17 protein-coding genes and 1 rRNA gene are annotated in these 26,305 nt (G+C 55.9%); 9 read left to right on the forward strand and 9 right to left on the reverse strand.

The window, feature by feature from the left end; all coding sequences use genetic code 11:
• Positions 1-140: 140 nt before the first annotated feature.
• Positions 141-2,975: a c-type cytochrome domain-containing protein gene (locus CGZ80_RS27290; protein WP_094418870.1), complete on the reverse strand. Its 2,835-nt coding sequence runs from the start codon at positions 2,973-2,975 to the stop codon at positions 141-143.
• Positions 2,976-3,093: 118 nt separating this feature from the next.
• On the opposite strand from CGZ80_RS27290, the gene CGZ80_RS27295 reads away from it, so the two are divergent.
• Positions 3,094-3,852, forward strand: coding sequence for an SIMPL domain-containing protein (locus CGZ80_RS27295; protein WP_158222879.1), 759 nt, complete (start codon positions 3,094-3,096; stop codon positions 3,850-3,852).
• Here CGZ80_RS27295 and CGZ80_RS27300 read toward each other — a convergent pair.
• Positions 3,849-4,373, reverse strand: a complete 525-nt coding sequence (locus tag CGZ80_RS27300) for a hypothetical protein (protein WP_094418860.1) — start codon at positions 4,371-4,373, stop codon at positions 3,849-3,851. The genes CGZ80_RS27295 and CGZ80_RS27300 overlap by 4 nt on opposite strands.
• Before the next feature lie 257 nt (positions 4,374-4,630).
• Here CGZ80_RS27300 and CGZ80_RS27305 point away from each other — a divergent pair, with 257 nt between their 5' ends.
• Positions 4,631-7,990, forward strand: coding sequence for a PVC-type heme-binding CxxCH protein (locus CGZ80_RS27305; protein ID WP_094418872.1), 3,360 nt, complete (start codon positions 4,631-4,633; stop codon positions 7,988-7,990).
• On the opposite strand, the gene dnaX is transcribed toward CGZ80_RS27305, so the two are convergent.
• Positions 7,991-9,892: a DNA polymerase III subunit gamma/tau gene (gene dnaX / locus CGZ80_RS27310; protein WP_094418861.1), complete on the reverse strand. Its 1,902-nt coding sequence runs from the start codon at positions 9,890-9,892 to the stop codon at positions 7,991-7,993.
• Between the two features lie 292 nt (positions 9,893-10,184).
• On the opposite strand from dnaX, the gene CGZ80_RS27315 reads away from it, so the two are divergent.
• The 4 genes from CGZ80_RS27315 to CGZ80_RS27330 all read left to right on the forward strand — a co-directional run bounded on the left by CGZ80_RS27315 (position 10,185) and on the right by CGZ80_RS27330 (position 17,219).
• On the forward strand, positions 10,185-13,247 hold the full coding sequence (locus tag CGZ80_RS27315) for a DUF1592 domain-containing protein (protein WP_094418862.1): 3,063 nt from the start codon (positions 10,185-10,187) through the stop codon (positions 13,245-13,247).
• Between the two features lie 93 nt (positions 13,248-13,340).
• Entirely contained in the window at positions 13,341-14,675 is a 1,335-nt protein-coding gene (locus CGZ80_RS27320) for a DUF1552 domain-containing protein (protein ID WP_233148711.1), read from the forward strand.
• A 116-nt stretch (positions 14,676-14,791) separates the two neighbouring features.
• A complete protein-coding gene (locus CGZ80_RS27325; protein WP_198953802.1) occupies positions 14,792-15,592 on the forward strand; it encodes a glycerophosphodiester phosphodiesterase in 801 nt (266 codons plus the stop codon).
• Positions 15,593-15,614: 22 nt separating this feature from the next.
• On the forward strand, positions 15,615-17,219 hold the full coding sequence (locus tag CGZ80_RS27330; RefSeq protein WP_094418863.1) for an ExeM/NucH family extracellular endonuclease: 1,605 nt from the start codon (positions 15,615-15,617) through the stop codon (positions 17,217-17,219).
• Between the two features lie 11 nt (positions 17,220-17,230).
• Here the strand turns inward: CGZ80_RS27330 and CGZ80_RS27335 are convergent, their stop codons facing one another.
• Entirely contained in the window at positions 17,231-17,962 is a 732-nt protein-coding gene (locus tag CGZ80_RS27335) for a hypothetical protein (protein WP_094418864.1), read from the reverse strand.
• Between the two features lie 418 nt (positions 17,963-18,380).
• Between CGZ80_RS27335 and CGZ80_RS27340 the strand changes: the two genes are divergently transcribed.
• Positions 18,381-19,622 carry an NAD(P)/FAD-dependent oxidoreductase gene (locus CGZ80_RS27340; protein ID WP_094418865.1) on the forward strand — a complete coding sequence of 414 codons (1,242 nt, stop codon included), beginning with the start codon at positions 18,381-18,383 and terminating at the stop codon, positions 19,620-19,622.
• 183 nt (positions 19,623-19,805) lie between these two features.
• Here CGZ80_RS27340 and CGZ80_RS27345 read toward each other — a convergent pair whose 3' ends face one another.
• Positions 19,806-20,147 (reverse strand): hypothetical protein, encoded by a 342-nt coding sequence (locus CGZ80_RS27345; RefSeq protein WP_094418866.1) that lies wholly within the window; start codon positions 20,145-20,147, stop codon positions 19,806-19,808.
• 467 nt (positions 20,148-20,614) lie between these two features.
• Between CGZ80_RS27345 and floA the strand changes: the two genes are divergently transcribed.
• Positions 20,615-21,598 (forward strand): flotillin-like protein FloA, encoded by a 984-nt coding sequence (gene floA / locus CGZ80_RS28405; RefSeq protein WP_094418875.1) that lies wholly within the window; start codon positions 20,615-20,617, stop codon positions 21,596-21,598.
• Between the two features lie 4 nt (positions 21,599-21,602).
• Positions 21,603-22,490, forward strand: coding sequence for an alpha/beta hydrolase family protein (locus tag CGZ80_RS27355; RefSeq protein WP_233148712.1), 888 nt, complete (start codon positions 21,603-21,605; stop codon positions 22,488-22,490).
• Between the two features lie 9 nt (positions 22,491-22,499).
• Here CGZ80_RS27355 and CGZ80_RS27360 read toward each other — a convergent pair whose 3' ends face one another.
• The 4 genes from CGZ80_RS27360 to CGZ80_RS27375 all read right to left on the reverse strand — a co-directional run.
• Entirely contained in the window at positions 22,500-23,000 is a 501-nt protein-coding gene (locus tag CGZ80_RS27360; RefSeq protein ID WP_094418867.1) for a hypothetical protein, read from the reverse strand.
• 56 nt (positions 23,001-23,056) lie between these two features.
• Positions 23,057-23,947: a hypothetical protein gene (locus tag CGZ80_RS27365; protein ID WP_094418868.1), complete on the reverse strand. Its 891-nt coding sequence runs from the start codon at positions 23,945-23,947 to the stop codon at positions 23,057-23,059.
• Positions 23,947-24,438 carry an RNA polymerase sigma factor gene (locus CGZ80_RS27370; RefSeq protein ID WP_094418869.1) on the reverse strand — a complete coding sequence of 164 codons (492 nt, stop codon included), beginning with the start codon at positions 24,436-24,438 and terminating at the stop codon, positions 23,947-23,949. Before CGZ80_RS27370 ends, CGZ80_RS27365 begins: the two co-directional genes overlap by 1 nt.
• A gap of 1,328 nt (positions 24,439-25,766) precedes the next feature.
• A 16S ribosomal RNA gene (locus CGZ80_RS27375) occupies positions 25,767-26,305 on the reverse strand; the annotation flags it as partial.

Raw genomic sequence — 26,305 nt, forward strand, 5'->3', positions numbered from 1 at the left:
CTTGTCCATGTTTCAATTCAAAACTGGCATCGAAAATGCAAATTCGATTTGCAGTCACTGCCTGTAGTGCTAGCACGCCGATCACTAGCCCCTATCTAGTGTCCGGCCGCTTAAGTACGTGCCATTCGTACCTGACACCTTTATTTGACTTCGATGGTGATGGAGTGGGTCGTGAGGCCGCCGTCTTGGTTGGCGGTGAGGAAGAAAGAGCGTTTGCCGGGGATCGCGGTTTCGTCGGCGGTGATAAAGAACTCGCGTTCGCTGGCGCCGGAAACGACCAAAAGACCGTTCAAGCCAATGTTGTCGACGTAGACGCCTTGGGTCGCATTTCGGCCGGAGAATTCGCCGCCGAAGGAGACTTCATTGTCGAAACCTTCTTTGCGTTCGATTCGAACGCGTGCTGACACGGTTTCGCCACGATTGACGTCGAGTATCCAATCTTCATAGGGACCGATATCGACGGAAGCCGGCTGAATCGACGGGATCACGTTTGGGACGTTGTCACTAAAAGTCAGCTTTCCAATGCTGCCCACCGGACGCTCGACGCGTTTACCGTTGATCATTGCCCAGGCGGTCAAATGTGGCTCAATGTTTCCTTCCCAAGTCGACGTGCCTGGTGGTGCCCAAATCAATCCCACAGCGGATCGCAAACCGGATTCAACCGTCAATGGAAAGTTGCTTTGCAATGCCTGAGGAAGTCCGTGTAGCTCAAACGTCACCGGCCCATCGTAGCCGTCGATACGGTCGACATTGACATTGAATTCTCGTCCCGTCGCGGCATGAAGTGGTTTTGCGATCGTGCCGTTCGATGGGCGAAAGCTTGGCTGCGCCGCACGAATGGTCAAGCGATATTGAAATTCCGGCCCGCCTTCGTCACGTGTGTCTGTGATGCGAACGGTATAGGGTCCGTCTTCAGGAGCGACAAACAGCAGGCGACTGTTTTTGCCCGCAACCCGGTCTGGATCATCGTCGTTTTCGTACGGAAGATTGAATACGGGCAATCCATTTGCCAGTGGGGTTTGGTCCGCGCGGAGTGGCAAAACGATGTAGGCCGGTTCGCCCAGTGCGTGGGTAGTGCCGCTCGTTCCAAAATAAGTCCAACGTTTGCCAACGCCGGGATAAACGTTGAACCCCGAGTCCGGCCCACGCGGGTGAATCATCAGACGTGTGACTTCGCCAGCCGCATAGAAATACTGACCGAGCTTCATCTCTTCCCAATTGAACACGCGGAAATCGTTGCTTTGTTCGCTATCTTTGCCACGGAAGGTAAAGTACGAGTCGCGAACTGCTTGCAATCGAACTCGCTCAACCGGTTCCCCGGCCGAATCTAAGATTGTGACGATCGGATCAAGTCGGCCGTCACCGATCGCGTCGGCGTCAATCGCCCAGACTTCGTTGCGGTTGCAATGCCAACGGTAGAAGTCAGCCTGTTGTGAAGTATCGATGTTGCCGTCGACCGAGATACTTCGTCCGACATCAAGGATCGCAGGGCTGTCTGATTCACTGTTCGAGGTGGACACGATTTGTTCGTCAGGGCCAAGCTGGCTTTTTCGTAGCTCGGGTTCTGACAAGGCCGTTGGCGATGGCAGGTCGAGGTACACCAGCGACACGTTTGACGCATCAGTCGTCATGTTCAGCTCACCTGAATCCCTGGGCAATTCGCGTTCGACGACCTCACCGTTCATCATGGCAATCGAAACCGATTGTCCGTCAGCTGCAAAAAACAGATCTGTACCCATCGAGGGGAGTGGCTGCGGTGACGGAAGCGGTTGCCAGTCGTCGGTGGAGAGGACTTTGACGTTGCCAGATTCGGCGAGCACAACCAACGTTGATCCGTCCGGTGACAGCGCCAAGTTGACGATCGGTGTTTCATCGACAAAGCGAGTGGCAACCAATGGATTGATTTTTGGTTGTTCGATCGAAACGAGTTGCCAAACACGAATTCGATTGTCGGCGCTTCCGGCGATCACGTACCGGTTATCGCGAGTGATCGTGGCTGCCAACACTTCGCCTTCGGGTTGACCAAGCGTATCTAGTCGTTCGCCATCTGCGACGCGCCAAAGCTTTGCCGTTTCGTCGGCGCACGCACTGACCAACGTTTTTCCGTCTGGCGAAAAGGCGAGGTCAAAGACCGCGCCGTTGTGTCCTTGCAGTGTCCTTAGAACCTTGGCAGAGGAGACATCCCATAGGCGAATCACTTGGTCGTAGCCTGCTGTCGCAATCATCGATTCGTCGGGCGAAAAGACGGCGGCATAGAGCGAGTCTCGGTGCCCGACGAATTCTTGTGTAAGTTGTCCATCGGCGGTGCGATAGATCGCGGCCCGACCGTACGCCCCGGTCATGCCGCTGGCGACCAACAATCGCTGTCCGTCGCTGGAAAAAGCGAGTGCGTTGACTTTGCCGAGATCTTTGTCGTTGATCGTGATTGATGGTTGCCCAGACGAATCGATCAATACCGATTGGAATCTGCCACGGGCGGTATGGTTGTGATCGGGAGAGATCGCAATTGCGGTGATCGGTTGGGCGATACCTTCGGCGGGTTGAATCTTTGGGGTCCGAAGCATGCGTTTGACCGGCGCATCACCGGTCGGGCCGGCAGCGCCTTGATCAACCCATTGGATCAATTTTTCCAGTTCCTGGTCACTGGGGCCTTCGGCGTCATCGGGCGGCATCACGGGATCAAGCTTTCCGGTCACCATCAGCAGCATGCGACTGCTGGCAGCCGAACCGGGGGTGATCACGCTGCCAGATTCGCCGCCATGCATGATCGATTCGAAAGAGTCCAATGCGAATTCGCCTTCGGCATCGCCAGCGGAATGACAACCGACGCAATAGGTTTCAAGAATCGGCTGGATGTCTTTCGCGAAATCCAATTGTTCATCCGCGCGAGTTTGGCGGACACTCGGGAAAGCGATTGATGCGAACAACAAAGCCGCGATGAATTGGCGACAGCAGACCCATAATCTCGTGAGCATCGGCGGGGGCTCGCTGGAATGGTGTTGGTTGAAAAGGGCGGGGGGAAGGGTGACTATTGTAACCATTGCCGAGGCACTATCCTTGCGTAACCCTTCGAAACAACAGGAGTCAAATTCGATGATCTCTTCAACTGTCTTTTCTGCCGCCCGCCCGAAATTGCTCGCGTTCGCAGCGATCGCGTTTCTCGGAAACGCCGCCATCGTTCATGCGGATGATGATGATCGTGGCCCCAGCATCACTGTTAGCGGTACAGGTGAAGTCTCCGCAAATCCTGACATGGCAACCGTGACCGTGGGAGTGATCACCGAAGCCAAAACGGCCAAAGAGGCAGTTGCGGCAAACAACAAAGCGATGGAATCGTTGCGTGCACAGCTAGACAAACTGGGGATCGACGAACGTGACCGCCAGACGGCCCAGTTCAATGTTTCGCCTCAATACCAACAGCGACGACCACAACCCGGTCGCCCGTACGAAGCTGAACAGAATGAGCCACAGATCATCGGGTACCAGGTCACCAACGACGTGCGAATCAAGGTGCGACAAATCTCGCGAGTGGGGGAGATCCTGGATGCGGTCGTGCAAAGTGGCAGCAACCGGATCAACGGGATCGCGTTTTCCGTCGAGCGTGACGAAAAGTTTTTGGAAGAAGCTCGCATTAAAGCAGTCAAACAGGCTCGCGCCAAAGCAGAGTTACTCTGCCAAACTGCGGAGACGAAGCTTGGCAAGGTGATCGAGATCCGCGAGTCGGGCCAAGGTGGCGTGCCGCCGCGACCAGAAATGATGATGATGGCGTCTGTCCGATCGGTACCGATTTCGCCAGGCGAGCAAACGATTTCGGCAAGCGTCGTGATGACTTTTGAAATCATCAATGACTAAACAAGTGCTCGCATGTAGCACAGGAAGAACAGGCCGGCATGCAGTGGAAGTGCTGTGATGGCGGCCAGTCGAAAACGCTTCTCTGAAAAGACGCCGACGAGCGACAGTAACGTGCCCAGCATTGTGACGAGCGCGCCGCCGGCGGGAAACCAAAAATAGCCGAGTATCGCGAAGGCCAACACGACGATTGCCGCGGACGCGGCCCCCATCGATGTGTAGAGGAACGGGCCGTAATCGGCATAGACAGCCTCCCCCGATGCCTGTTGAACGACCACCTGTCGTTGCGGTGGTGGATCGACGCGGAAAGGGGAACCGACGCGGATCGTCGGTTCGGTCTCGGTGTCGCTCTCTGCCGCGGCAGCTCCCGGATTTTGACCGGTCGAGATCAGTTTGGCGACAAACGGGGGATCCGCATGTGTTTCTTCGTCGCCGGCAGCAGGTGAAGGCGACGACATTCGCTCATCGGCCTCGATCGATTCGTTGCGGTCACGGTTGTCGTCGTCGCTTTCGGAGCCGTTCATGTAGGAAACTTTTCACTCTTGAATGTCAAACCGATCTCGCTGATTAGCGGCCGAAGCGACTATTCTAGTAGATAACGACATCTGCGAGGCAAGGTGTCGGTCTGCGCCGCTTGTTCGCCATCGATTCACAGGATCGAATCTTGGTGAGTCACCCTTCGTCGTTGCTTAAAATCGTGCTGATGACCCTTCCTAAAACATCCCGCCTGTCGCATTGCAAACAATCCCCTCAACTTCCAGCCGCAGCCCTGCTGACCCGAATGAAACGTTTTCGGCTGTCAGCGATGCTGCTCGCAGGCGGAATAATCACCGGCGGGATGCTGCTCGGTGAAGGATTGACGGCAACGGCGGTGGATTTAGGGGCGGTGAAGCCACTGACTCCCGAAGTCGCCGAGGCATCGGACGAACCCGCCGAAGCGATGGCCGCGATCAGTCTTCGTGACGGTTGGAAGATCGACTTGTGGGCTGCCGAACCGAAGCTTGCCAATGTTGTCGCGTTCGACATCGACCGCAAAGGCAACGTTTACGTTTGCGAAACGTTTCGTCAAAACCGTGGCGTGACGGACAACCGCGGGCACGACCGAACTTGGTTGCTTGCCGACTTGGCCGCAAAGACGGTTCAGGACCGAATCGACTATCACATCAAATTGCTGGGTGACACGGCGGTGACGTACGCCCAGCACGATGATCGCATCCGCCGATTGACGGATACCGACGGCGATGGCACTGCGGACGAGAGTGTGATCGTTGCCGACGGGTTTAATCATCTCGAAGAAGGCACCGGTGCTGGCGTCTTGGCGATCGGGAATAGCGTTTACTACACCTGCATTCCCAAGCTTTGGAAATTGGTCGACCAAAACGGCGACGGTAAAGCAGACGAACGCGTCGTGTTGAGCGACGGTTATGGCGTTCGGGTTGCATTCCGTGGTCACGACATGCACGGGTTGATCCGGGGATATGACGGCCGGTTGTATTTCACGATCGGTGACCGCGGCTATCACTTGCGAAACGCGGAAGGCGAACTGCTGTCCGACCCTGCCAGCGGCGCGATGTTCCGCTGTGAACTTGACGGAAGTGGCTTGGAAGTCTTTGCACGCGGCTTGCGCAACCCACAAGAGATTGCATTCAACGACCAAGGCGATTGGTTCACGGTCGACAACAACAGCGACAGTGGTGACCGAGCTCGGATCGTCCACATCTTGCAAGACGGCGATACCGGATGGCGAATGTATTACCAATACCTGCCGGATCGTGGCCCGTTCAATCGCGAAAAGATTTGGCACCCACAAAACGACGAACAGCCGGCCGCAATTGTCCCACCCATTGAAAACTTCACCGACGGCCCAAGCGGTTTGGCGTATTACCCTGGCACTGGATTCGGCGACTCGCTCAAGGACACGTTCTTGGTTTGCGATTTTCGCGGTGGCCCCAGCAATAGCGGTATTCGGACGTTCCAATTGGAGCCGAACGGCGCGACCTACAAGCTGGGCGAGAACTCACAACCGGTTTGGTCCTGCCTGGCAACCGACCTCGCGTTTGGCAATGACGGTTCCCTTTACGTGAGTGACTGGGTCAACGGATGGGACGGTTTGGGCAAAGGCCGCTTGTACAAAATCAGCGATGCGGAACATCAACAAGATGCGATCGTTGCCGAGGTGCGTGACATCTTGGCGAGCGATTTGACGAAAGCCGAAACCGATACGTTGGCACTTTGGTTGGGCCACCCCGATCGACGTGTCCGTTTGGAAAGCCAATGGGAGCTAGCCGCCCGTCGCGATACCGATGCGTTGGCAAAAACGGCGACGCTTGGTGAGAGCCCGCTGGCGAGACTTCACGCGGTCTGGGGACTTGGTGAGGTTGCTCGAAAAGACGCGAGCGATCAATTGGCCAAGACGGCGGTCGTCGATCTGCTGACCGACAAGGACGCCAATGTCCGTTTCGCCGCGTTGACGATCGCAGGCGAACAAGGCTGGTCCGAGGCCGTTGATGCAGCCTTGCCGTTGATCAACGATGAGAACGCACGTGTTCGCTACGCGGCAATCGACGCATTGGGACGAAGCAAGTCTGCTACCGCGATGAGCACGGTACTTGAGCGTATCGTCGGTGCGGACGGGAAAGACGCCGCAATTCGCCACGCCAGCGCTATGTATTTGTCGCGTGCTGCCAACGCCGGCCAACTGAAGGCGTTGACAAAACACCCGTCGGTCGAAGTTCGCCGTTTGGCCGTGGTCGCTCTGCGTCGTCAAGGAAGCGGCGAAGTCGCAGAGTTCCTGGCTGATCAAAACGTCCAGGTTGTCCTCGAAGCGGCGCGGGCGATTCACGACAAACCGATCCAAGTCGCAATGCCGGCGTTGGCGAAACTGATCAACGGAAAATTCGACAATGAAGCGTTGATCATGCGAGTGATCAATGCGAACTATCGACAGGGGACGCAAGCGAACGCGGCCGCGCTGGCGAACTTCGCAACACGCACCGATGTATCGCCCAAGATGCGAATCGAAGCGTTAGACATGCTCGCACATTGGGCCAATCCAGATCCGCTGGACCGCGTCATCGGCGATTACCGGCCATTGGAAATTCGGTCGGCGGTTGTGGCACGCGATGCATTGACGCCACATATCGATCTGTTGTTGGCAGCACCAGAAAACGTGCGACTCAAAGCAATCGATACCGCCTCGGAGCTTGGCATCGCCAAGATCGCCGACGTCTTGGAAAAACAGGTCATCGATAGTTCACGCTCGACCGAGTCACGTTCGAAACTCCTGATCGCGCTGTCGCGTTTGCAGCCCGAAGTCGCCGTTCGAATTGCCAAAGCGATTCCGCCAGAGCAGACCCGTGGTGACCTGGGCAAGGCAAAGCTGACTGTGTTAGCGGATCGCGCACCTGGCGAGTCGATCGATACGTTTATTGCCGCGACATCGAATTCTGACGTCAACGTTCAACAAAAAGCCTGGGACATCCTAGGCAAATTGCCGAGCCCCCAGGCGAGCCAAACGATTGATGCTGCTGTGACGAAGTACATCGATGGCAAGCTAGACCCACGCGTTCAATTGAATGTTGTCGAAGCATCGAAAGGAAAACTGAGCGACGATCTGAAATCGAAATTCGACGATTACCGCAACAAGCTCGCCGAAACGGATCCGTTAGCAACCTGGTTGGATTCACTTGCCGGTGGCGATGTGGAAGCGGGCAAGAAGTTGTTTTTCGGAAAGACCGAACTGTCCTGCGTTCGCTGTCACACCATCGGCCGGTCGGGTGGGCAAGTCGGCCCGAAGCTGACGGTGATTGGCAAGGAGCGTGACCCACGCTATTTGTTGGAATCGATCTGCTTGCCCGATGCCAAAGTTGCTGAGGGTTTTGAAACCGCCGTCATCATCGACATCGATGGGAAGGTCCATAGCGGGATCGTCAAAATGCAAAACGACGACGTCGTGGAACTGATGCTGGCCGATGGGACTCAGGAAACGATCGCGCAAGATGACATCGAAGTTCGCAAGAAAGGCAAGTCATCAATGCCTGCCGATTTGGTCAAACAAATGTCTGCACGGGAGCTTCGAGACTTGGTCGCCTACCTTTCGAGTTTGAAAGTCGACCCTCGCGGTGCCGACGACGTCGAATAGTTACTTCGGGTCGATTTTGACCAACTCAGCTGCAAACGTTTCGATGGCAGTTTGAACCCACGGATGGGATTCGATCTGCCGCAAGCGTTCCATGCGTTCTTTCGCCGCGTTTTGCGGTGACACGACCACCGCCTTTTTCACGGTGCCGCGCGCGGCACCTTCGACAATCGAGAGCGTTACCGGGGAACCGGTGATCGCGGCTAATGCGTCTGCTACGGTGCCGCGGTGTTCGGGTTGGCTCATTCGCCGCATCGCCATGCCGGAATCTGCCGGATAGACGAGTTCCAAAACCGGATTGCCTGTTCTGGAATCGGTGGTGTAGCGCAGATCGGCCATCAACGCGATCGAAGCCGTCATCTGGGCGACTTCGTTGAGCGCCGCCGCAAAAACTGCTTTGGCAGTCGATGCGCTCAGGTTCATCTTGGGCAGCGAGCTGCTTACCGCGGGCGAAGGCGTCGCGGCTGCCGCATCGGTGGTCGCTTGAGCTTCCGAGTTCGTCGCGGCAGGCTCGGTTGCTGCGCCGTTGGTATTCCCGGCGGGCGTCGGATCTGGAGGCGGTGTTGCTGGTGCTGAAGCAGTTGCCGCTGGCGGTGCGGGTGCGGTTGCAGGCGGAGTAGGTGATTCCGGCGATGCCGGTGTGGGTGTCGCCAGCGCCCGTGGTGCCGGAGCTTGCTGTTCGGGAGTTGGCTGCTCAGGGGCTAACTTTTTTTTTTCGGCCCCGACAGAGGAAAGGCTTTGGCCGCTTTTGGCAGCAGCGGCAAGGTCAGCGATCGCTTGCAAGTCGGGCAGGTTGCAGATCTGGATTAGGGTCGATTCCAGCAGCACGCGACCGTAGACACTGTGCCGAACGCGAACGAGTGTTTGGTCGATCAAGGCGACGACAGCTAGCACCGTTTGCAGGCCCCATGCGTCGGCGAGGCCTTTTAATTCGTCGTGCATGGACGCTGCCGTGTGGCGCTGCAGTGACGGATCACAACCGACGCTGACAGCCATCAGGTCGCGGAAGTAACCAAGCAATTGTTCCGCGATTCGTCCGGCGTCCACTCCGGCGTCAATTGCCGAGTCGAGTTGTTTCAACGCGGCGGCCGCATCACGGTTGCACATCGATGTTGCGAGAGCGTGTAGGCGTTCATCGTCGGCGGTGCCCAGCATCGAGTGGACTTGGTCGGCCGTCAGATGGCCGTCGCTGAAACTGAGGACTTGTTCAAGCAGTGATTGGCTATCACGCATCGAACCGGCGGCGCGTCGGGCAACCAGTTCGAGAGCTTCATCGTCAGCTTGTGCGTTTTCGGCGGTGACGATTTCACGCAGACGTCCGACGATTTTGGTGACTTCGACGGGGGCGAAATCGAATCGTTGGCAACGGCTGAGCACCGTGATCGGCATCTTTTCCGGATCGGTGGTGCAGAAGATGAACTTCACATGCTCGGGAGGCTCTTCCAACGTTTTCAGCAGTGCGTTGAAAGCCGCCTGCGTCAACATGTGGACTTCGTCGATGATGTAGATCTTGAACCGTGACCGGCTTGGGCGGACGCCGACGTTGGCACGGAGTGAACGGATTTCGTCGATCCCGCGGTTACTCGCACCGTCGATTTCGATGACGTCGATGTCTTCGCCAACATCGATTGCTTGGGCGATATCACTGGATCCGTCAAATTCGGCGCTGGGGCCGGCGGGATTGTTCAGCGCTTTGGCAAAGATCCGCGCGGTACTGGTTTTGCCGACCCCCCGCGCACCGGTGAACAGGTACGCGTGCCCGACACGACCGGTTTCGATCGCGTTGGCGAGGGCGCGTCCGACATGCTCTTGGCCGACCAATTCGCCGAAATTTCGCGGCCGATAGCGGCGGGCGACAACGACGTAGGACGAATCTTTTTCGCTGGAAGGAGCGGCGTCAGTCATGCGGAAAAAGTGAACGGGGAATAGGCGAAACCGAGATCGTTACGCATCCTACACAAAAACACAAGTCACCGCTTTGTCCCCCCAGTGGTGCGGTGGTGGAGTTTGCAATCGAAGCAGTCGGAAAGCCCCGCCAATGGCCGGCGAATCACAAGGATTTATTGGTCATTTGTGGCGTTTGCCGATAGATTGCAAGACCGCTAAGGCGCGTCCGGGACCGCATTGTCTTGCGTTGGCATTGCGAAACGCGAAATGAGACTACAATGATCGTCCCGCCACTCCAATCCCACCCATCATGATGCACTTGCGATTCAGCAATCACCCGCTCGCGCGCACCGCGACCAAGAGTTCTCGCCACGACAATTGTCTGGCTGGCAAGCGACCGATGATTCGCGGTGAGCTGCTCCGCTTGGAATCGATACTCACCAAGGCAATGTTGTTTGGCGCCGTTTGGGTCAGTGCGACGGCACAGGTCGGGACCGCACAAGAAACCGCCGAATCAACCGTGGGTGGATCGTTCGCCGAAGCGGTTGAGCCGGTGTTGCAATCGTATTGCGTTGACTGCCATGGCCAAACCGATCCCGATGGTGCACTGGATTTAACCGCGTTCGATTCGACGCATTCGGTCGAAGCCAACTTTGCGACTTGGGACCTGATTCGCCAGCGCGTGGCCGATGGTGAAATGCCGCCTGCGGATTCCGGTTATGAAATGGAGGCCGATGAAAAGGCTGGCCTGCTGAACTGGATTCAACAACGTCGTGACGATTTCATCCGACAACATGCTGGGGATCCCGGCGAAGTCCTCGCGCACCGATTGAGTGCGTCCGAATACAACTACACGATCGCCGATCTGACCGGCGTTGATATTCGGCCTGCCGATAGCTTTCCGATCGATCCGTCGAATACTGCTGGCTTCGACAACTCGGGCGAGTCCTTGGTGATGACACCCTCGCTGATGTCCAAGTACATCGATGCGGCACGTTTCGTTTCAGATCACTTGTTGTTCTTGCCCGATGGGTTGTCGTTCGCACCACACCCGGTCGTCACGGACACCGATCGTGACAAATTCTGTGTTCGCCAGATCGTCGACTACTACGACGCGCAAAACACCAAGGTCGCCGACTACTTGTACGCACTCGGGCAACGTCTTCGTCAAGGCAATGATGCTGAAATCGACCCGTCGCTCAGCACCAAGTACTTGGACGATCTGACCCGTCAACTTGCCACTGCTGACGGGCTGATTGGTCCTCTGGCACAAATCCAATCTCGATTGAAGTCGCTTCCCGATGATCCGGCCGCCGCCAAAGAGGCCTGCGAAGCGTTGGCGGAAGAGATCAGCACGTTGCGTGAAGCGTTGGTGTTTGATTTCCCACACCTAAGTGTTTCGGGGATCAACAGCGGTTCACAGCCGCTTGTGTTGTGGCGAAACCGTCAAAAGGCATCGCATCGGATGTCGTTCAATGCTGATGCGCTCGCAGAGCTGCGCAAGTCAGACAAGTGGAACGAATTCGCACTTGGTCAAGGCACTGACGAACTGGACGAAGCTCAACTTCGTCAATCATACGAAGCGTTTTGCCGCTTGTTCCCTGACCGTTTTTATGTTGATCGGCGTGGGCGGGAATACGTTGGCCAAAAGGAAAAAGACCTCAATCGTGAAGGCGAATACCGGCTGCTAAGTGCCGGATTTCACAGCATGATGGGCTACTTCCGCGATGATCAGCCGTTGTACGAACTGATGCTGACCGAAGAACAGCAACAAGAGATTGATCGCTTGTGGTTCGAGCTCGATTTTGTCGCCGACGTGCCTGCTCGTCAGCACTCGGGGTTCATTTGGTTCGAACGCGCCGAAGGTCACTATCTAGTTGACTCCGAATTCGATCCGTTCCGGTCTGCTGATAAAAACGCGTCGCATCCAGACATGATTCAGCGTTTGTCGAAGGTTTACATCGCAAAGGCGGAACGTATCGGGGCGAGCGAAAAAGCCCTCGACGCGATGCGATACCACTTCGACGCGGTCAACGAGAAAGTCCAAGCCGTCGCACATGCTAAGACGCTATCCTATGACGCTCATGTCAATGACTTGGATCGGATCGCCGAACGTGCCTTCCGCCGACCGCTATTGGACAGCGAGCGTGAAGGCCTTCACGAGTTCTATCATGCCTTGGTGGACGTCGACGGTTTGACACACGAAGACGCAATTCGTGACGTGATTGTCAGCATTCTGATTTCACCGCACTTCTGCTATCGCGTGCAGAACTCGAACGCTGTCGCGATCGAGAGTGCTGTCGAAAGCACCGCGAAGGAAGAGAATGTTGCCAGCGTGAAACCGCTTGGTGCGTATGAGCTCGCGTCACGTCTAAGCTATTTCGTTTGGGCGAGTATGCCAGACGAAGCGCTAGTGCAAGCGGCAGCGGACGGAAGTTTGCTGGACCCGGAAACGCTTCGCCGTGAGTGTCAGCGGATGCTGGCTAGCAGCAAGGCAGAGGGACTGGCGGTTGAGTTCGGTGGGAACTGGTTGGGGTTCCGACAGTTCAAATCACACACAGGCGTCGACCGCAATCGCTTCACGGAATTTGACGACAAGCTGCAACATGCGATGTTCGAAGAACCCGTGCGGTTCTTTGAAGACGTCCTGGCCCGCAACGGATCGGTACTGGATTTCTTGTATGCCGATCACACCTTTGTCAACGAAGTGTTGGCGAAGCACTACGGCATCGACGAAACCTTTGACGACGAGACCGAATGGAAAAAGGTTGACAATGCCGCGAGTGTCGGACGGGGTGGTGTGTTGCCGATGGGGGTTTTCTTGACGAAAAACTCACCCGGTTTGCGAACGAGTCCGGTGAAGCGTGGGTTTTGGGTGGTTCGGCAATTGCTGGGGACCCATATTCCGGCACCGCCACCGAATGTTCCCGAGTTGCCGGAAGACGAATCGAAACTCGGCGAATTGACGCTGCGTGAAGTTTTGGCGAAACACCGCGAGCACTCGAGTTGTTCCGGTTGCCACGAGAAGTTCGATTCAGTCGGATTAGTGTTCGAAGGCTTTGGCCCAGTGGGCGAAAAACGCGAGCTCGATTTGGCCGGTAACCCGGTCGATGTCGTCGCCGATTTCCCCGACGGATCAAAGCATGCTGGGGTCAGTGGGTTAAAGGAATACATCCGCACCGCGCGGCAGGACGAATTTGTCGACAACCTTTGTCGCAAGCTGCTTGCCTACGCACTCGGGCGATCATTGATCGTTTCGGATGAACCTTTGATCGAGCAAATGAAGCTGCGGCTCGAACACAACGATTACGCATTTTCATCGATGGTAGAAACGATCGTGACAAGCGATCAGTTCTTGAATCGACGAGGCTAAGAGCGCCAGTGATGGCGGGCGTTGCCTTGGCGATCCGAGGCGACGCGATTTGATCGACAGACACGATTTCGTTTTGTGCGAGGGATTCTAGCGATGCACGACCAACCAGTCCTTAATCAACGACTTTCACGTCGCCTGTTGCTGCAAGGCACCGGTGTTTCGATGGCATTGCCATGGTTGGAATCGGTTGCCGTTTGGGGTGACGAAGCGACCAACGAATCCTCGGCCTGTCCGCAGCGGATCGCGGTCATGTTTATGGCCAATGGGGTCGCTTACAACCATTGGTGGGCGAAAGGTCAAGGCGCCGAAATGGAACTGGGCGATTGCTTGTCGCCGCTGGAGCCGTTCAAAGAGAAGCTGAACTTCATCAAGGGGCTCTACAACCCGGCCGCCGTCGGTGTCGGGATTCACCCCGGACAAACCGGCAACTTGTTATCGGGAGCGAAGCTGCAAAAAGGCGCCGAACTGCGCGGCGGCGTCAGCATGGACCAGGTGTTGGCCAAGCACGTCGGTGCCGAGACGTTGCAGCCCAGTTTGGTGCTCGGATGTGAGCAGCCAACGACTGGCTATCACGAAACCAACTTCTCGATGGCGTATAGCTCGCATATCTCTTGGCATGATGCGACCTCGCCAGTGCCCATGGAAACCTATCCGGCGCTCGCATTTGACAGTTTGTTTGAAAACCGTGGCGCGATGCGAAATCGCAGCGTGCTGGATCGTGTGCGCGAACACGCGGCGAGTTTGCAGCGGCAGGTCAGTGGCAGCGATCAAGCCAAACTGGACGAGTACTTGACCAGTGTTCGTGAGATCGAAAAACGGATCGAGCGGATGCGCAAGCTGAGCGAAAAGGCTGCCGAGAACGCTCGCGACAAAGACCAGTCGATCTCGCTGATGTCACGCCCCGACGCGGGATTACCTGAAGACATTCGCGAACACATGCGGTTGATGTGCGACATCATCGCGACCGCGTTCCAAACCGACAAAACGCGTGTCGCGACGCTTCTGCTTTGCCGCGACATTTCGGGGTTGATCTATCCGTTCTTGGATGTCCGGCTGGCACACCACTTGGCGTCTCACCGTGACACGACAGACGACTATCTACGGATTTGCCGTTACTACATCGAACAGGTCGCCTACCTGGCCGGAAAGCTGGAGAAGATGCCGGAAGGCGATTCGACCGTTTTGGACAATTCGATGTTGATGTTCATGTCGAACATGTGGAGCGGCAAGAATCACGACAGTTCAAAGGTCCCATTGATCCAAGTCGGTGGTCTGGCGGGGACGGTCGAGACCGGCCGCACGCTCGATTACAGCGACCGGGATGATGACGACCGCAAGCTTTGCAATCTGTATCTCTCGTTGATGGACCGAATGGGTGTCGCGATGGATGCATTTGGAGATTCCGATCAACGGTTGGCCGGTTTCTAACCCCGCTCGGAACGGTGCTTTCCGATTGCAAGGGTCTTGCCTCAAATGGGGCGACCCTTGTGCGAATCGCGACGAGCGGGGATCACAATGGATGTCATTCTTTTAAGGAACAGACTTTGAAATTCCCCATTTCTCTCGTCGTTTTGGTGTCACTGATGATGGCCGCTAGCTCAGCCAATGCGCAGTTTGTCGTGGCCCACCGTGGAGCTTCATTCGAGGCCCCGGAGAACACTCTGGCTTCGTTCAAACTCGCGTGGGAACGTGGTGCGGACGCGATCGAAGGCGATTTCTATGTCACCAAAGACAACAAGATCGTTTGCATCCACGACAAGAATACCAAGCGAACTTCACCTGGGACGCCTGTGCTGAGTGTTGCCGGGTCGACCCTGGCGGAACTCCAGCAGGTCGATGTCGGGGCATGGAAAGACGCTAAGTACGCCGGCGAGCGGATGCCAACCTTGGATCAAGTGTTGGAGACGGTTCCGGACGGCAAACAGATCTTTGTCGAGGTTAAGTGTGGTACGGAGATTCTGCCACTGCTGAAACCTGCGCTCGAAAACTCGTCCCTCAAAGACGAGCAGATCGCGATCATCTGCTTTGACAAAGACGTCGTTCGTCAAGCACGCAAGTTGATGCCGCAGTACCGGGTGAATTGGTTGACGAGCTACAAAGATGGCAAGCCAACGGTCGAATCGATCATCAAGACACTGCAGCAAACCGGGGCGACCGGCGTCGGCAGCAAGGGTGACTTGTCGATCATCGACCAAGCCTTTGTCGACACGATTCGCGAAGCCGGATTCGAATTTCATGTCTGGACGGTCAACGAAGTCAGCGACGCAAAAGCGTTCGCTTCTTTCGGTGCCGCGTCGATCACCACGGACAAGCCGGACGTGATCGGCGAAGCACTCTCGCAATAACCATCTCACTGTCAAACAAGTCATGCAACTTCGATCGACTCCAGTGTTTCTCGCCCGACGAGGCGGTGTTGAAAAAATCGTCATTGCCGTTTCGGTGATTGCCATCGCATCGCTCACCACGCTGTGGATGAGTGATGGTCCGCCTCCAGGTGACGAGTTATCTGACGCACCACGCGTCGCTGAATCGCCCCGTCAGCCTGAAATTGCGGATGCTTCCGATGCTTTCTCGGATCGGAGCGATGTGATTCAGCTGACACGTCACTTGAGCGAAATCCACTGGAGCGACTACCTCGGAAAGAAAGTCTTGATTCCCGGCGAATTGGTCGTCGTGGACAGCTATGGCTTGGCACAGCATGGGCAAATCAGCGTCGCAGCCGAACGCTTGTTTATTCCCACTGAAACGATCGATCCCAACGATGCTGCCGCCCAAAACAACAGTGTCACGGGCGATTCCAATGTGGCGGCGATCACCAAAGCCCAGAAAAGCAACAACGCCAGTTGGATTGTGATTGAAGACGGTGTTGACCGGAGCAACCAATATCCAGTGCCATTGTTGCCCGCCTTTGGAACGGATCTGCCGACTCTGAGATTGGGATCGAAGGTCAGCAACTTGGTCGGAAAAATCACCGAAGATCGGGGACGGTTTTATCTGGTCGCGGAGTTACCACTGAAGATCACTCCCGCCGAACGACCGGAACGTCCGAGCGTTGGTGATGCGGATGTCACCGTTGCTAGTTTCAATGTGTTGAATTACTTCACGACCATTGATAACGGTTCGAACGGAACACGTGGTGCGGACAACGACGAAGAGTTCAAGCGTCAAACCGAAAAACTGGTCGCCGCAATCGTCGGATTGGACGCCGACGTGATTGGGTTGATGGAACTCGAAAACAATTTGGACGCCGAACAGTCGTTGGTGGCCGCAGTCAACAAAGCGCTAGGCAAAGAAGTCTATGTCGGCTGTGGTATCCCGGCCGGATTCAAGAAAGCACCTGGCGCCGGTGACCAGATCCGCGTCGGAATCATCTATCGCAAAGATCGCGTCGAAACGGTTGGCAACACGCAGTTCATTGATGACTTCGCATTCGTCAATGCTCGCACACCGATGGTTCAGCAGTTCCGATTGCCTGGCGGTAAAGAGTCTTTTGCGGTGGTCGTGAACCACTTCAAATCGAAAGGTTCCAACAACGCCAAAGGTGCCAACGCCGATCGACGCGACGGGCAAGGTGCGTACAACGATTCACGCAAGAAGCAAGCGGACGCGGTGGTGAAGTACCTTCGCGGCAAACGTATGCAAGCACTCGTGATCGGCGACTTGAATTCCTACGGTCAAGAAGATCCGATCGACACGCTGCGTGCTGGCGGATTGGTCGATGTCAGCAAAACTAAGGCAACCGGCTCGTCGTACTCGTACGTCTACTATGGGCAGGCGGGATCGCTGGACCATTGCTTTGCGACACCAGCACTTGCAGACAAGGTGACAGGAGTCGCTGACTGGCACATCAACTCGGACGAGCCACGGTGCTTGGACTACAACACCGAGTACGGCACCGGACGTTTTTATCGTCCCGACGCATTTCGTTGCTCGGATCACGACCCAGTGTTAATCGGGTTGCAACTCAACTAGCGTTCCCGTCACTAGTGCTCCGATCGAATCGGAACAGATCGCACTGCAGCGTTGACGGCCTTTTCCAGCCGCTCAAGATCCTGCTCAGAAGGCGATTCGATTTCCTTTGCGTCGATTATCGTTTTATGAACCCGTGCTGACACGCGGGTCAGCGCGCTCGGTGAATTGAACAAGTCGTCATTGGACAGGACCGCGCTAGGTAAGGGGCCGAAGAAAAAGTCCGCCCGTTTGATTTTGAAAAACGGACGTTGCGGGTGCGCGATCGCATGCTGCGTCAATCGTTGATAGCGTGCACGGATGGTCCGATCGTCAGATGTCAGATCAGGCTCGCGTTCGGGCCAATGGTTCACCAAAGTCACTTTGGAGTGATCGGCGGAGAAAGCGTCTGGCTCGAACGCGTTGGTTGCCATTTCGACTTCGCAGTACCGATTGTTGCCATCTGGATTTAAAACATAGACCGGCGTTCGGTAGGGCCGATTGCCACTGTCGAGATGGTGAATCGTGTCATAAACCGGTTGCCCGGCGGACAGCACACGGAAGTGATGCTCACCAAGAGGGAGCGTCAGGCGTCGGCTGTGCCCAGGGCTGATTTCTCCGGCAAAGACGTCGTCAACATAGACGGCGATTGCGGCATGATGCCCATTGTCGATATGGACGAACGCTTCGGAGACTTCTTTGCACCCCAGCGGAGCCAGCAGTAGCATGGCCACGACCGCGGCGGAAAGCAGTGGTCGACAGTTCATTTTCTTGAACGAATCGTTGCATCGTGTGAGGAAGGACTGTCCTAATTTCAAACAGAGCCTAGGTTGCAAACATGCCTCCTGTGGGTGCTTCGCGGGAGATTGCTAAGCACCGATGATCGGGTTTTGACGAATCAGCTGGTTGCGGCACCGCTCGCGCGAGTGGTGCGGTCGCAGGCCTCGACGGGCAAAGCCTGTACGACCTGCTAAAATGCCAGCGGTATGGCCGGCCTTGGAAATGTCGGCGTCTCGGAATACCAAACTCGGGTGATTTGACTTTGAACGCGATCTCGCGTTGCGGTTTTCCCTTGTTGACGGTTACCTTCGAGCCGGATGCTGTTTTTTAGACAGGAAAGCAGTCCGAAGAGTTCCATTTTCCCAGCCAAGACATTCAGACTCGGATTTTCAGGATTTTGAATCGATGAAGTCAGCGTACGATTGCGTTGTCATTGGTGCCGGCCCGGCCGGTGGTGCGGCAGCCTCGATCACCGCACAAGGCGGTTTGAGCACGTTGTTGATCGAACGAGAAAGCGTGCCGCGATTTCATGTCGGCGAATCGCTGATGCCGGAGACCTACTGGCCGCTGCAACGGTTGGGACTAAACGACAAGGTCAAGAATTCTGGCTGGCAGGTCAAGAAAAGCGTCCAATTCGTCACGGCCAATGGAAAAGAATCCGCTCCGTTCTTTTTTCGCCGGCACGACGAGCGCGAATGTAGCGACACGTGGCAAGTCGAGCGAAGTGAGTTCGACAAGATGCTCTACGATCGAGCGGCAGAGCTTGGCGCGGAATGCTATGACGAAACGCGGCTATCCGACGTTGCCTTTGACGACAATGGCCGTGCGACTGGCGTCACCATACGAAACAAGAATGGCGAAACCAAACACATCGAAGCCAAGGTCGTCGTCGACGCAACCGGACAGCAATCGTTCATCGCCAACAAGCTAGGTTTAAAGGAAGTCAATCCGAACCTGAAGAAGGCCGCGATCTGGGGCTACTATCGCGACGCGATGCGTGGCGAAGGTGACAACGAGGGTGCGACAATCATCATGCAGACCGAGTCCAAGGAATCTTGGTTTTGGTTTATCCCGCTTTCCCGGGGCATCACAAGTATCGGTTGCGTCGCTGACAGCGACTATCTGTTGAAAGGGCGCGGGACACAAGAAGAAACCTTTGCCGAAGAGTTGGCGATATGCCCGGGGTTGAAATCGCGTTTGGAGAAAGCGACACGACTCGGTGGCCTGCGGACGGCGAAAGAGTTTTCGTACATGTCGACCAAACATTCGGGCGACGGATGGGTGTTGATCGGCGATGCCTTGGGCTTCATTGACCCAGTTTATTCCTCCGGTGTCTATTTCGCGTTGGAGATGGGTGTTCGTGCCGGCGACGCAATCGTCGAGGGGTTCCAGAACGACGATCTGTCAGGCAGCCAACTCGGATGCTGGACGGAAGATTTTCTTGAGGGGGCGATGTGGGTTCGAAAGCTGGTCCATGCGTTCTACAGCAAGGAGTTCAGTATCGGGCATTTCATGAAAGCTCACCCCGAGCACCGCAGCTGTTTGACGGATGTTCTGATCGGACGGATCTTCCATGACAAAGCCCGCCAGATGTTCGAAGACATGGACGAATCCATCAAACAAGCGAAGACCGCGATGGCAGGGTAGGTTCGACTTCGGAACCAACGCTGCAAGTTAACTCTCCTCCCAATGTTGGGGAGAGCTGGTCCTAAGAAGACACCGCGATCGTCTTGCGGTGTCGTTGATGTCTGAAATGCTGGCATCCGCGAGAGCTGGATGCCACTTGCCGAGAGTTTCAGCTTCGGTGCCTCATTCGTAGGCTCCGCTCCGTTAAGCGCCGACAGCACCGGCGGAGTGTTCCGAGTGCTCGCTGCCCTGGCGGCACGCTTCGACGACAGCAAATCGCTCTCGCCAAAGCAAGCGTTGCAGGAAGCCCGGACGTCGGAGGTTGGGATCGTCCGATTCGATCGTGTGCACTTTGCCGCGCGCCGTAATCAGACGCAAACGGCCGTCACTCAAGACTTCATCGACCACCCAAAACTTGTCTACTACGTAGCGATAGGTCTCGCCTTTACTCGAAGCAATCACCTGCGCGGCACGACGGCCGGGATTCGCACCTTGTTTGCTTTTTCGATAAACGGCCCAATCGCCTGCTCGCCAATTTGCATGCATGGGTCAAGTACCTGTATAAGTTCAAATCGAGTTCAATCCGTCCCTCGTGCTGTCAGCATTCCCCCAAAGGGACCCGCTTCAACATTAGAAACAAAACTGATCGATGGACAGTTGAAAACGTGTTAATAATTGGATTTCCACGTGAGATTCACTGTTTCTTTGCAAACGCGGTGCCAGGACCGCTGAATTGCAGGCGGAAAACCAATTTTTCTTAGGGGCGTCGGACACGCCAGCCACTTCGCTCAGCTTGCAGGCGGAAACGTTGCCCCCTTACACTGTACAACGTTCGCAAGTGGACTTTGGTGCCGAATTATTTGTTTAAATTCGGTGTCGACCGTTTGGTGAATTTAGTGGAGTGCTCTGCACCGCTCGGTTCGGCCGTCGGAAATCCTCCCCAATGAACGACTGCCGAAAACAACGAACTACGAAGGAATCAAATGAGTGCTGTCGCCGCAGGCAACTCGGTCATGCCACTACCGTTGGCACAGTCGTCGCCCGTCCTTGGATTGGTGATTCTGTTAGTCGGAGTCATGGTCATCGTGTTCGCGATGATTTTCGGCTTTTTCTTTCTTCGCTATGGGAAGCTTTGGATCCAGGCATACATGTCGGTAGCTGACGTCAGCGCCCCGAGCCTGATTCGAATGCACTTCACCAAAGTGAATCCAAATGTCATCGTGCAAGCCAAGGTCATGTCCGCGCAGGCCGGATTGGATATCGGACGAAAAAACGGTATCAGCACTCGTCGACTTGAAGCGCACTATTTGGCTGGCGGAAACGTCATGAACGTGATCCACGCCATCATCGCAGCAGCCCGGGCGGAAATCCCTTTGGACTTTGATCAAGCTGCCGCGATCGACTTGGCCGGGCGTGATGTTCTGGATGCTGTCCAGACCAGCGTTTACCCCAAAGTGATCGATTGCCCCGATCCTTCCCGCAGTGGGAAAACGACGTTGAGTGCGATCACAAAAAATGGCATCGAGTTGCGTGTTCGGGCGCGGGTTACTGTCCGTACCAATTTGGAGCAGTTGATTGGTGGTGCGACCGAGGACACCGTGATCGCCCGAGTCGGCGAAGCGATCATTAGTTCTATCGGATCCGCAGAAACTCACTTCAAAGTCTTAGAAAACCCAGACATGATCACTCGAGTGGTTTTGGAGCGTGGGTTGGATGCACAAACCGCATTTGAAATCGTGTCGATCGATATCGCCGATATCGATGTTGGTGAAAACATCGGTGCCCGATTGCAAAGCGATCAAGCTGAAGCGGACACTCGTGTCGCCCAAGCTCAAGCCGAACGGCGTCGTGCCGAGGCTGTTGCCGAAGAACAGCAGATGCGGGCCAAAGTTGCGAGTAACAAATCTGCTTTGGTTTTGGCGGAAGCCGAAGTTCCACGTGCGATGGCCGAAGCGTTCCGTGCTGGTCGAATCTCTGCTGCGAGCGAGAACAATTAGGCTGGTGAGTCAACGTACTTTTGAAACCACCTCGTACCGCGTGAAGTTCGCGGACGGGACCGGGCAGTATCAGTTAGCCGGCATCGTCGATCGGCCAAAAACGTGGACTGCCGGCGAAGAAGACGGCGATGGAAATGCGCCTGTCGTTGTGTTTTCGCACTGCTTCACCTGCAGCAAGGACCTAAAAGCTGCGGTGCGAATTTGCCGTGCATTGGCCAAGTCCGGGATCGCGGTGTTGCGGTTCGATATGACTGGTTTGGGCGGCAGTGAAGGTGACTTCTCGCAGTCCAATTTCAGCACCAATTTGGCCGACCTCGCGTCCGCAATCCGATTTGCAAAAAGCGAACTGGGGACAGTGACCGGATTGGTTGGCCATAGCTTTGGCGGGATTGCATCCTTGGTCACCGCGGCGCGGGCGCACCAAGCGAGCGACCATCACCTCGCTGACCTTGCCGATTTGTCGATGGTTGCGACGTTGGCCGCGCCAAGCGATTCTGCCCACCTCGCGGTTCTTCTTGAAAAAATGAATCCGGCGATCAATACCGAAGGTTCTGGTGTCGTCTCGATCGGCGGGATCCAGTGGACGATCACCAAGCAGATGCTGGATGACTTTCGGTCTCATCAGGTCGCCGATGTGTTGCCGACGATTCAGTGCCCGGTCCTCTTATTGCACTCGCCTGTTGATGAAACCGTTGCGTTTGATCACGCCTTGCGGTTGATGTCACTGTTATCGCAATCGCCGTCAGCCGAGTTTTATGGTTCGACCCGCGAGGCGGCGAAGCCCGTCAGTCTGGTATCCCTTCACGGTGCGGACCACCTGTTGGCATCGAATCCAGATGACTTAGTTTTTGTTGGGGAGCTAATCAGTAGTTGGTGTTGGCGCTATCGGTAGCAATTGTTGTCATGCGTTGGGAGGCAACGCCACGAGTTGTCGTGCATCTTCGACGCCGAGATAGCGTTCGATAACCGACGCAACAATCTTATTCTCGAAGTGCATGAATCCGACAAGGACGCCGAGAGTTGCGAACGCAATCGTAGCGACTGCTCCTATGATCAGTCCGGCCAGCGTGCTGAAGAACGCCGTGAGTAGACCCGTTGCGATTCCGGCGGCGATGCCGATGGCCCCGCCAACGATCAGGTACTTGAACATCGCGGATCGGTCGGCACGGGCTTTTTCTTGCGGCGGTATGTGTGCGAGGTGTCGCCGATAGTACTGCCCGATCGTCTCGGAGGAGCCTTCCCAGGCGAAGTTTTCGATGTCGTCTTGTTCGCCGCAATGTGCACAAACGGTTGTCTCGATTCCAGACAGTGGATTCGAAACGGCTTGGAACTCTGGTCCATCGATCAGAGTGGATTGACCGCAAGGACGATGGACGTACTGAAAGCTTTCGGGAGTCAGCATTGGGATAGCCTGGAATGAGAGAAGGTGGGGACCATCTAGTCTACCGCTGTCGATTCCTAGGGTGTGTTGGCTCTGCCGTCGTTTGTTTTCCGCCAAGCACGAGAAAACGCAATGACCAAAGCACCCGTGACGGGAGCCGAGATCATGATCCATCTGCCGCACCGTTGATTGAAGTGAACCATCGTGAAATAGCCGAACGCGGTAAACGAGATCATGACCCCCAATGCGAGTGACCAGCCGATCATTTTGCGCCGTCGAGAGATCGTCACTTTTGGGCTTTCTAGAAATGGAACTTGATCCTGGAGCGTCGAGAGAGAATCCTCATCGCTCGATCGCAGCGCTGTTCGCAAGTTGTCGTAGTATCGAACTCTTGTGTCGAACGTTTGGGATGCTCCGTCGCGATTCAGTTTCCAGCCGAAGATTGAAATCGCCAGGATGATCACCAGCATCACCGAGAAAACTCCCCAGTTGATGAGCGCCGAACCGCCGTGGTCGTGCGGCCTGTGATTTTCGAGTAGTCCGATACTGAAGAGCAGCATCCCTAAGCTGAGTGGGAAAAAGTACCACCAAAAAATGTTGCGAAGTAGTTTCGCTTGCCGCGTCAGCAAAATGATTTCTTGATCGAGCTGATTGAGCAGCGTGTCGTTTGGTTCGGTGCGATTCGGGGGGCGTCTGGCGATCCAGAGTATTAGCGGGATTTCGATCGCAGAAGCGATGATGACGAGGCTGCCGAGGCGAGACCAGGTTCGGTCGGAATAGAGCAGGGGAAATGAAAAAAACACCACGACAAATCCGGCCGCAATTGTTTCGGCGAGGTCTCGTCGTACGATCGCGTGACGGATCTGAGTTTGTGCCGTTTCGACGCGGTCGCGAAGTTGTCTGAATCGTTCGTCAGGCAGAGGTTCGATTAACTGCCAAGTTGTTTTCAACTTTTCGAACTCGTCCATCAGTCCTGCTCCCACTGTTTGAGGCGTTTCCGGATTCGACAAAGCCGCGTGCGGATCGCACCTTGCCCGACGCCCATGGTTTCGGCGATTTCTGCGTGCGAAAAGTTTTCGAGGTGCATGATCAGTGTCGCCCGATCAATCTCCGGCAACGAGTCGAGGAATCGCTCGAGCATTTGTTGCTGGTGCGTGTCACTAGCGGTGTTTGTCGCAAGTGTGGCTGGCATTTCGATATTAATCGTTGTGACTTTTGTACGGCGAGCGCGTTGCCACGTAATCGCGGTGTTGATCGCGACACGGAAACACCATGTGCCGGTGCTGCATTGGTGTTGGAATTTCGGCAAGCTGCACCAGAGTTGCAGCAGGATGTCTTGCAGCAAATCATCCGCATCAGAGCGACCATAAAACCGCGCGATACGAGAAAGTCGCAATCGGTTTTCGTCGCAAATCGAATGGAAGAGCGATCGTCGGTCGTGTTTGGATGAGGCGTTCACGCCCTAGTTTTGTCGAAACGAAGGGCGGTTTGTTACAGCAGGATAAGAAGAAAGTCTTGGCGACCAGGCCAATTGGCCGCATTGGCACTCGCGAGCGGTTGGTCGGATTTTTGTGTCCGGATCATGTAACCGCACGCTATCGCGTTAGCGGCTGATGGGAGAACGCACGGCGGTTTATCAGCCGCATCGGCGATAGCCAGCGGTTGTGTGGCTTTGGTTTTGCCGGCGGCCCGAGAATCGCCTAAAGGCTAGACTCCAGCGGCGCTTGTCTTAGGGGCGAAGCCCCGGCCGGTTACCTAGCCAGGTCCGCAGGGCCTGGAAAATGACCCAACCAAAAACAGTAGGGCCAACGGCCCGGTCCGTTACCGCGTGTTTGAAATCGATTGATTCGTATCGCCGTACGCAATCGTGGCGGTTTCATCACCCGCATTGGCGATAGCCAGCGGTTAGGCGGTTTTGATTTGGCTGGATCACGTAACCGCACGCTATCGCGGTCGCGGCTGATGGAGAACGGGCGGCGACTACATCAGCCGCATTGGCGATAGCCAGCGGTTGTGTGGTTTTGGTTTGGCGGGCGGACCGAAGATCGCCTAAAGGCTAGACTCCAGCGGCGCTTGTCTTAGGGGCGAAGCCCCGGCAGGTTACTTAGCCAGGTCCGCAGAGCCTGTGAGATGACCCAACCAAAAAAACAGTAGGGCCAACGGCCCGGTCCGTTACCGCGTGATTGAAATCGATTGATTTGCATCACCGTACGAAATCGTGACGGCTACATCAGCCGCATTGGCGATAGCCAGCGGTTGCGTGGCTTCGGTTTGACTGGCGGGCCCGAGAATCGCCTAAAGGCTAGACTCCAGCGGCGCTTGTCTTAGGGGCGAAGCCCCGGCCGGTTACCTAGCCAGGTCCGCAGGGCCTGGAAAATGACCCAACCAAAAACAGTAGGGCCAACGGCCCGGTCCGTTACCGCGTGTTTGAAATCGATTGATTCGCATCGCCGTACGCAATCGTGGCGGTTTCATCAGCCGCATTGGCGATAGCCAGCGGTTGCGTGGTTTCGTTCTGTCCGGATCACATAACCGCACGCTATCGCGGTCGCGGCTGATGGGCGAAGCCCCGGCTGGTTGCCTAGCCAGGTCCGCAGGGCTGGGAGAGGCGTTGGATGCGCGCACGAAAAAACCCGCAGCGGCTGGCGACAGGCCGTTGCGGGTCTTCGTGATGTTTTGGTGGTGAAATTGAAGCGAAGCTTCCTGTTGAGTCTGAACTGAGAATCGCTTCCACGGATTCGATTCCTCGCTGTCACCAGCAGGAACCTATTTCTAAGAATCCTTAGAAAAGGAGGTGATCCAGCCGCAGGTTCCCCTACGGCTACCTTGTTACGACTTAGTCCCAATCGTCGAGCTGACCTTCGGCGCCTGCGTCAGTAAACTGTTCGCTCAGCGACTTCGGGCCCTCCCAACTTTCGTGGCTTGACGGGCGGTGTGTACAAGGCTCAGGAACACATTCACCGTAGTATGCTGACCTACGATTACTAGCGATTCCGGCTTCATGCAGGCGAGTTGCAGCCTGCAATCCGAACTGGGGCACAGTTTTTGGGATTTGCTCCACCTCGCGGCTTAGCTTCCCTTTGTCCGTGCCATTGTAGGACGTGTGCAGCCCTAGACATAAAGGCCATGAGGACTTGACGTCATCCCCACCTTCCTCCGGTTTGACACCGGCAGTCTCTCTAGAGTCCCCGGCATTACCCGCTGGCAACTAGAGATAAGGGTTTCGCTCGTTAAGGGACTTAACCCGACATCTCACGACACGAGCTGACGACAGCCATGCAGCACCTGTGCAAGAGCTCCCCGAAGGGCACTCTCTACTTTCATAG

Origin of the sequence: Rhodopirellula sp. MGV, assembly GCF_002251265.1 — a bacterium.
GTDB classification, from domain to species: domain Bacteria; phylum Planctomycetota; class Planctomycetia; order Pirellulales; family Pirellulaceae; genus Stieleria; species Stieleria baltica_A.

Bases quoted from the DNA above. Each gene is read 5' to 3' on its own strand.
- CGZ80_RS27290 (WP_094418870.1), bottom strand. From the start codon at position 2,975: ATGCTCACGAGATTATGGGTCTGCTGTCGCCAATTCATCGCGGCTTTG.
- CGZ80_RS27295 (WP_158222879.1), top strand. From the start codon at position 3,094: ATGATCTCTTCAACTGTCTTTTCTGCCGCCCGCCCGAAATTGCTCGCG.
- CGZ80_RS27300 (WP_094418860.1), bottom strand. From the start codon at position 4,373: ATGAACGGCTCCGAAAGCGACGACGACAACCGTGACCGCAACGAATCG.
- CGZ80_RS27305 (WP_094418872.1), top strand. From the start codon at position 4,631: ATGAAACGTTTTCGGCTGTCAGCGATGCTGCTCGCAGGCGGAATAATC.
- dnaX (WP_094418861.1), bottom strand. From the start codon at position 9,892: ATGACTGACGCCGCTCCTTCCAGCGAAAAAGATTCGTCCTACGTCGTT.
- CGZ80_RS27315 (WP_094418862.1), top strand. From the start codon at position 10,185: ATGATGCACTTGCGATTCAGCAATCACCCGCTCGCGCGCACCGCGACC.
- CGZ80_RS27320 (WP_233148711.1), top strand. From the start codon at position 13,341: ATGCACGACCAACCAGTCCTTAATCAACGACTTTCACGTCGCCTGTTG.
- CGZ80_RS27330 (WP_094418863.1), top strand. From the start codon at position 15,615: ATGCAACTTCGATCGACTCCAGTGTTTCTCGCCCGACGAGGCGGTGTT.
- CGZ80_RS27335 (WP_094418864.1), bottom strand. From the start codon at position 17,962: ATGAACTGTCGACCACTGCTTTCCGCCGCGGTCGTGGCCATGCTACTG.
- CGZ80_RS27340 (WP_094418865.1), top strand. From the start codon at position 18,381: ATGAAGTCAGCGTACGATTGCGTTGTCATTGGTGCCGGCCCGGCCGGT.
- CGZ80_RS27345 (WP_094418866.1), bottom strand. From the start codon at position 20,147: ATGCATGCAAATTGGCGAGCAGGCGATTGGGCCGTTTATCGAAAAAGC.
- floA (WP_094418875.1), top strand. From the start codon at position 20,615: ATGCCACTACCGTTGGCACAGTCGTCGCCCGTCCTTGGATTGGTGATT.
- CGZ80_RS27360 (WP_094418867.1), bottom strand. From the start codon at position 23,000: ATGCTGACTCCCGAAAGCTTTCAGTACGTCCATCGTCCTTGCGGTCAA.
- CGZ80_RS27365 (WP_094418868.1), bottom strand. From the start codon at position 23,947: ATGGACGAGTTCGAAAAGTTGAAAACAACTTGGCAGTTAATCGAACCT.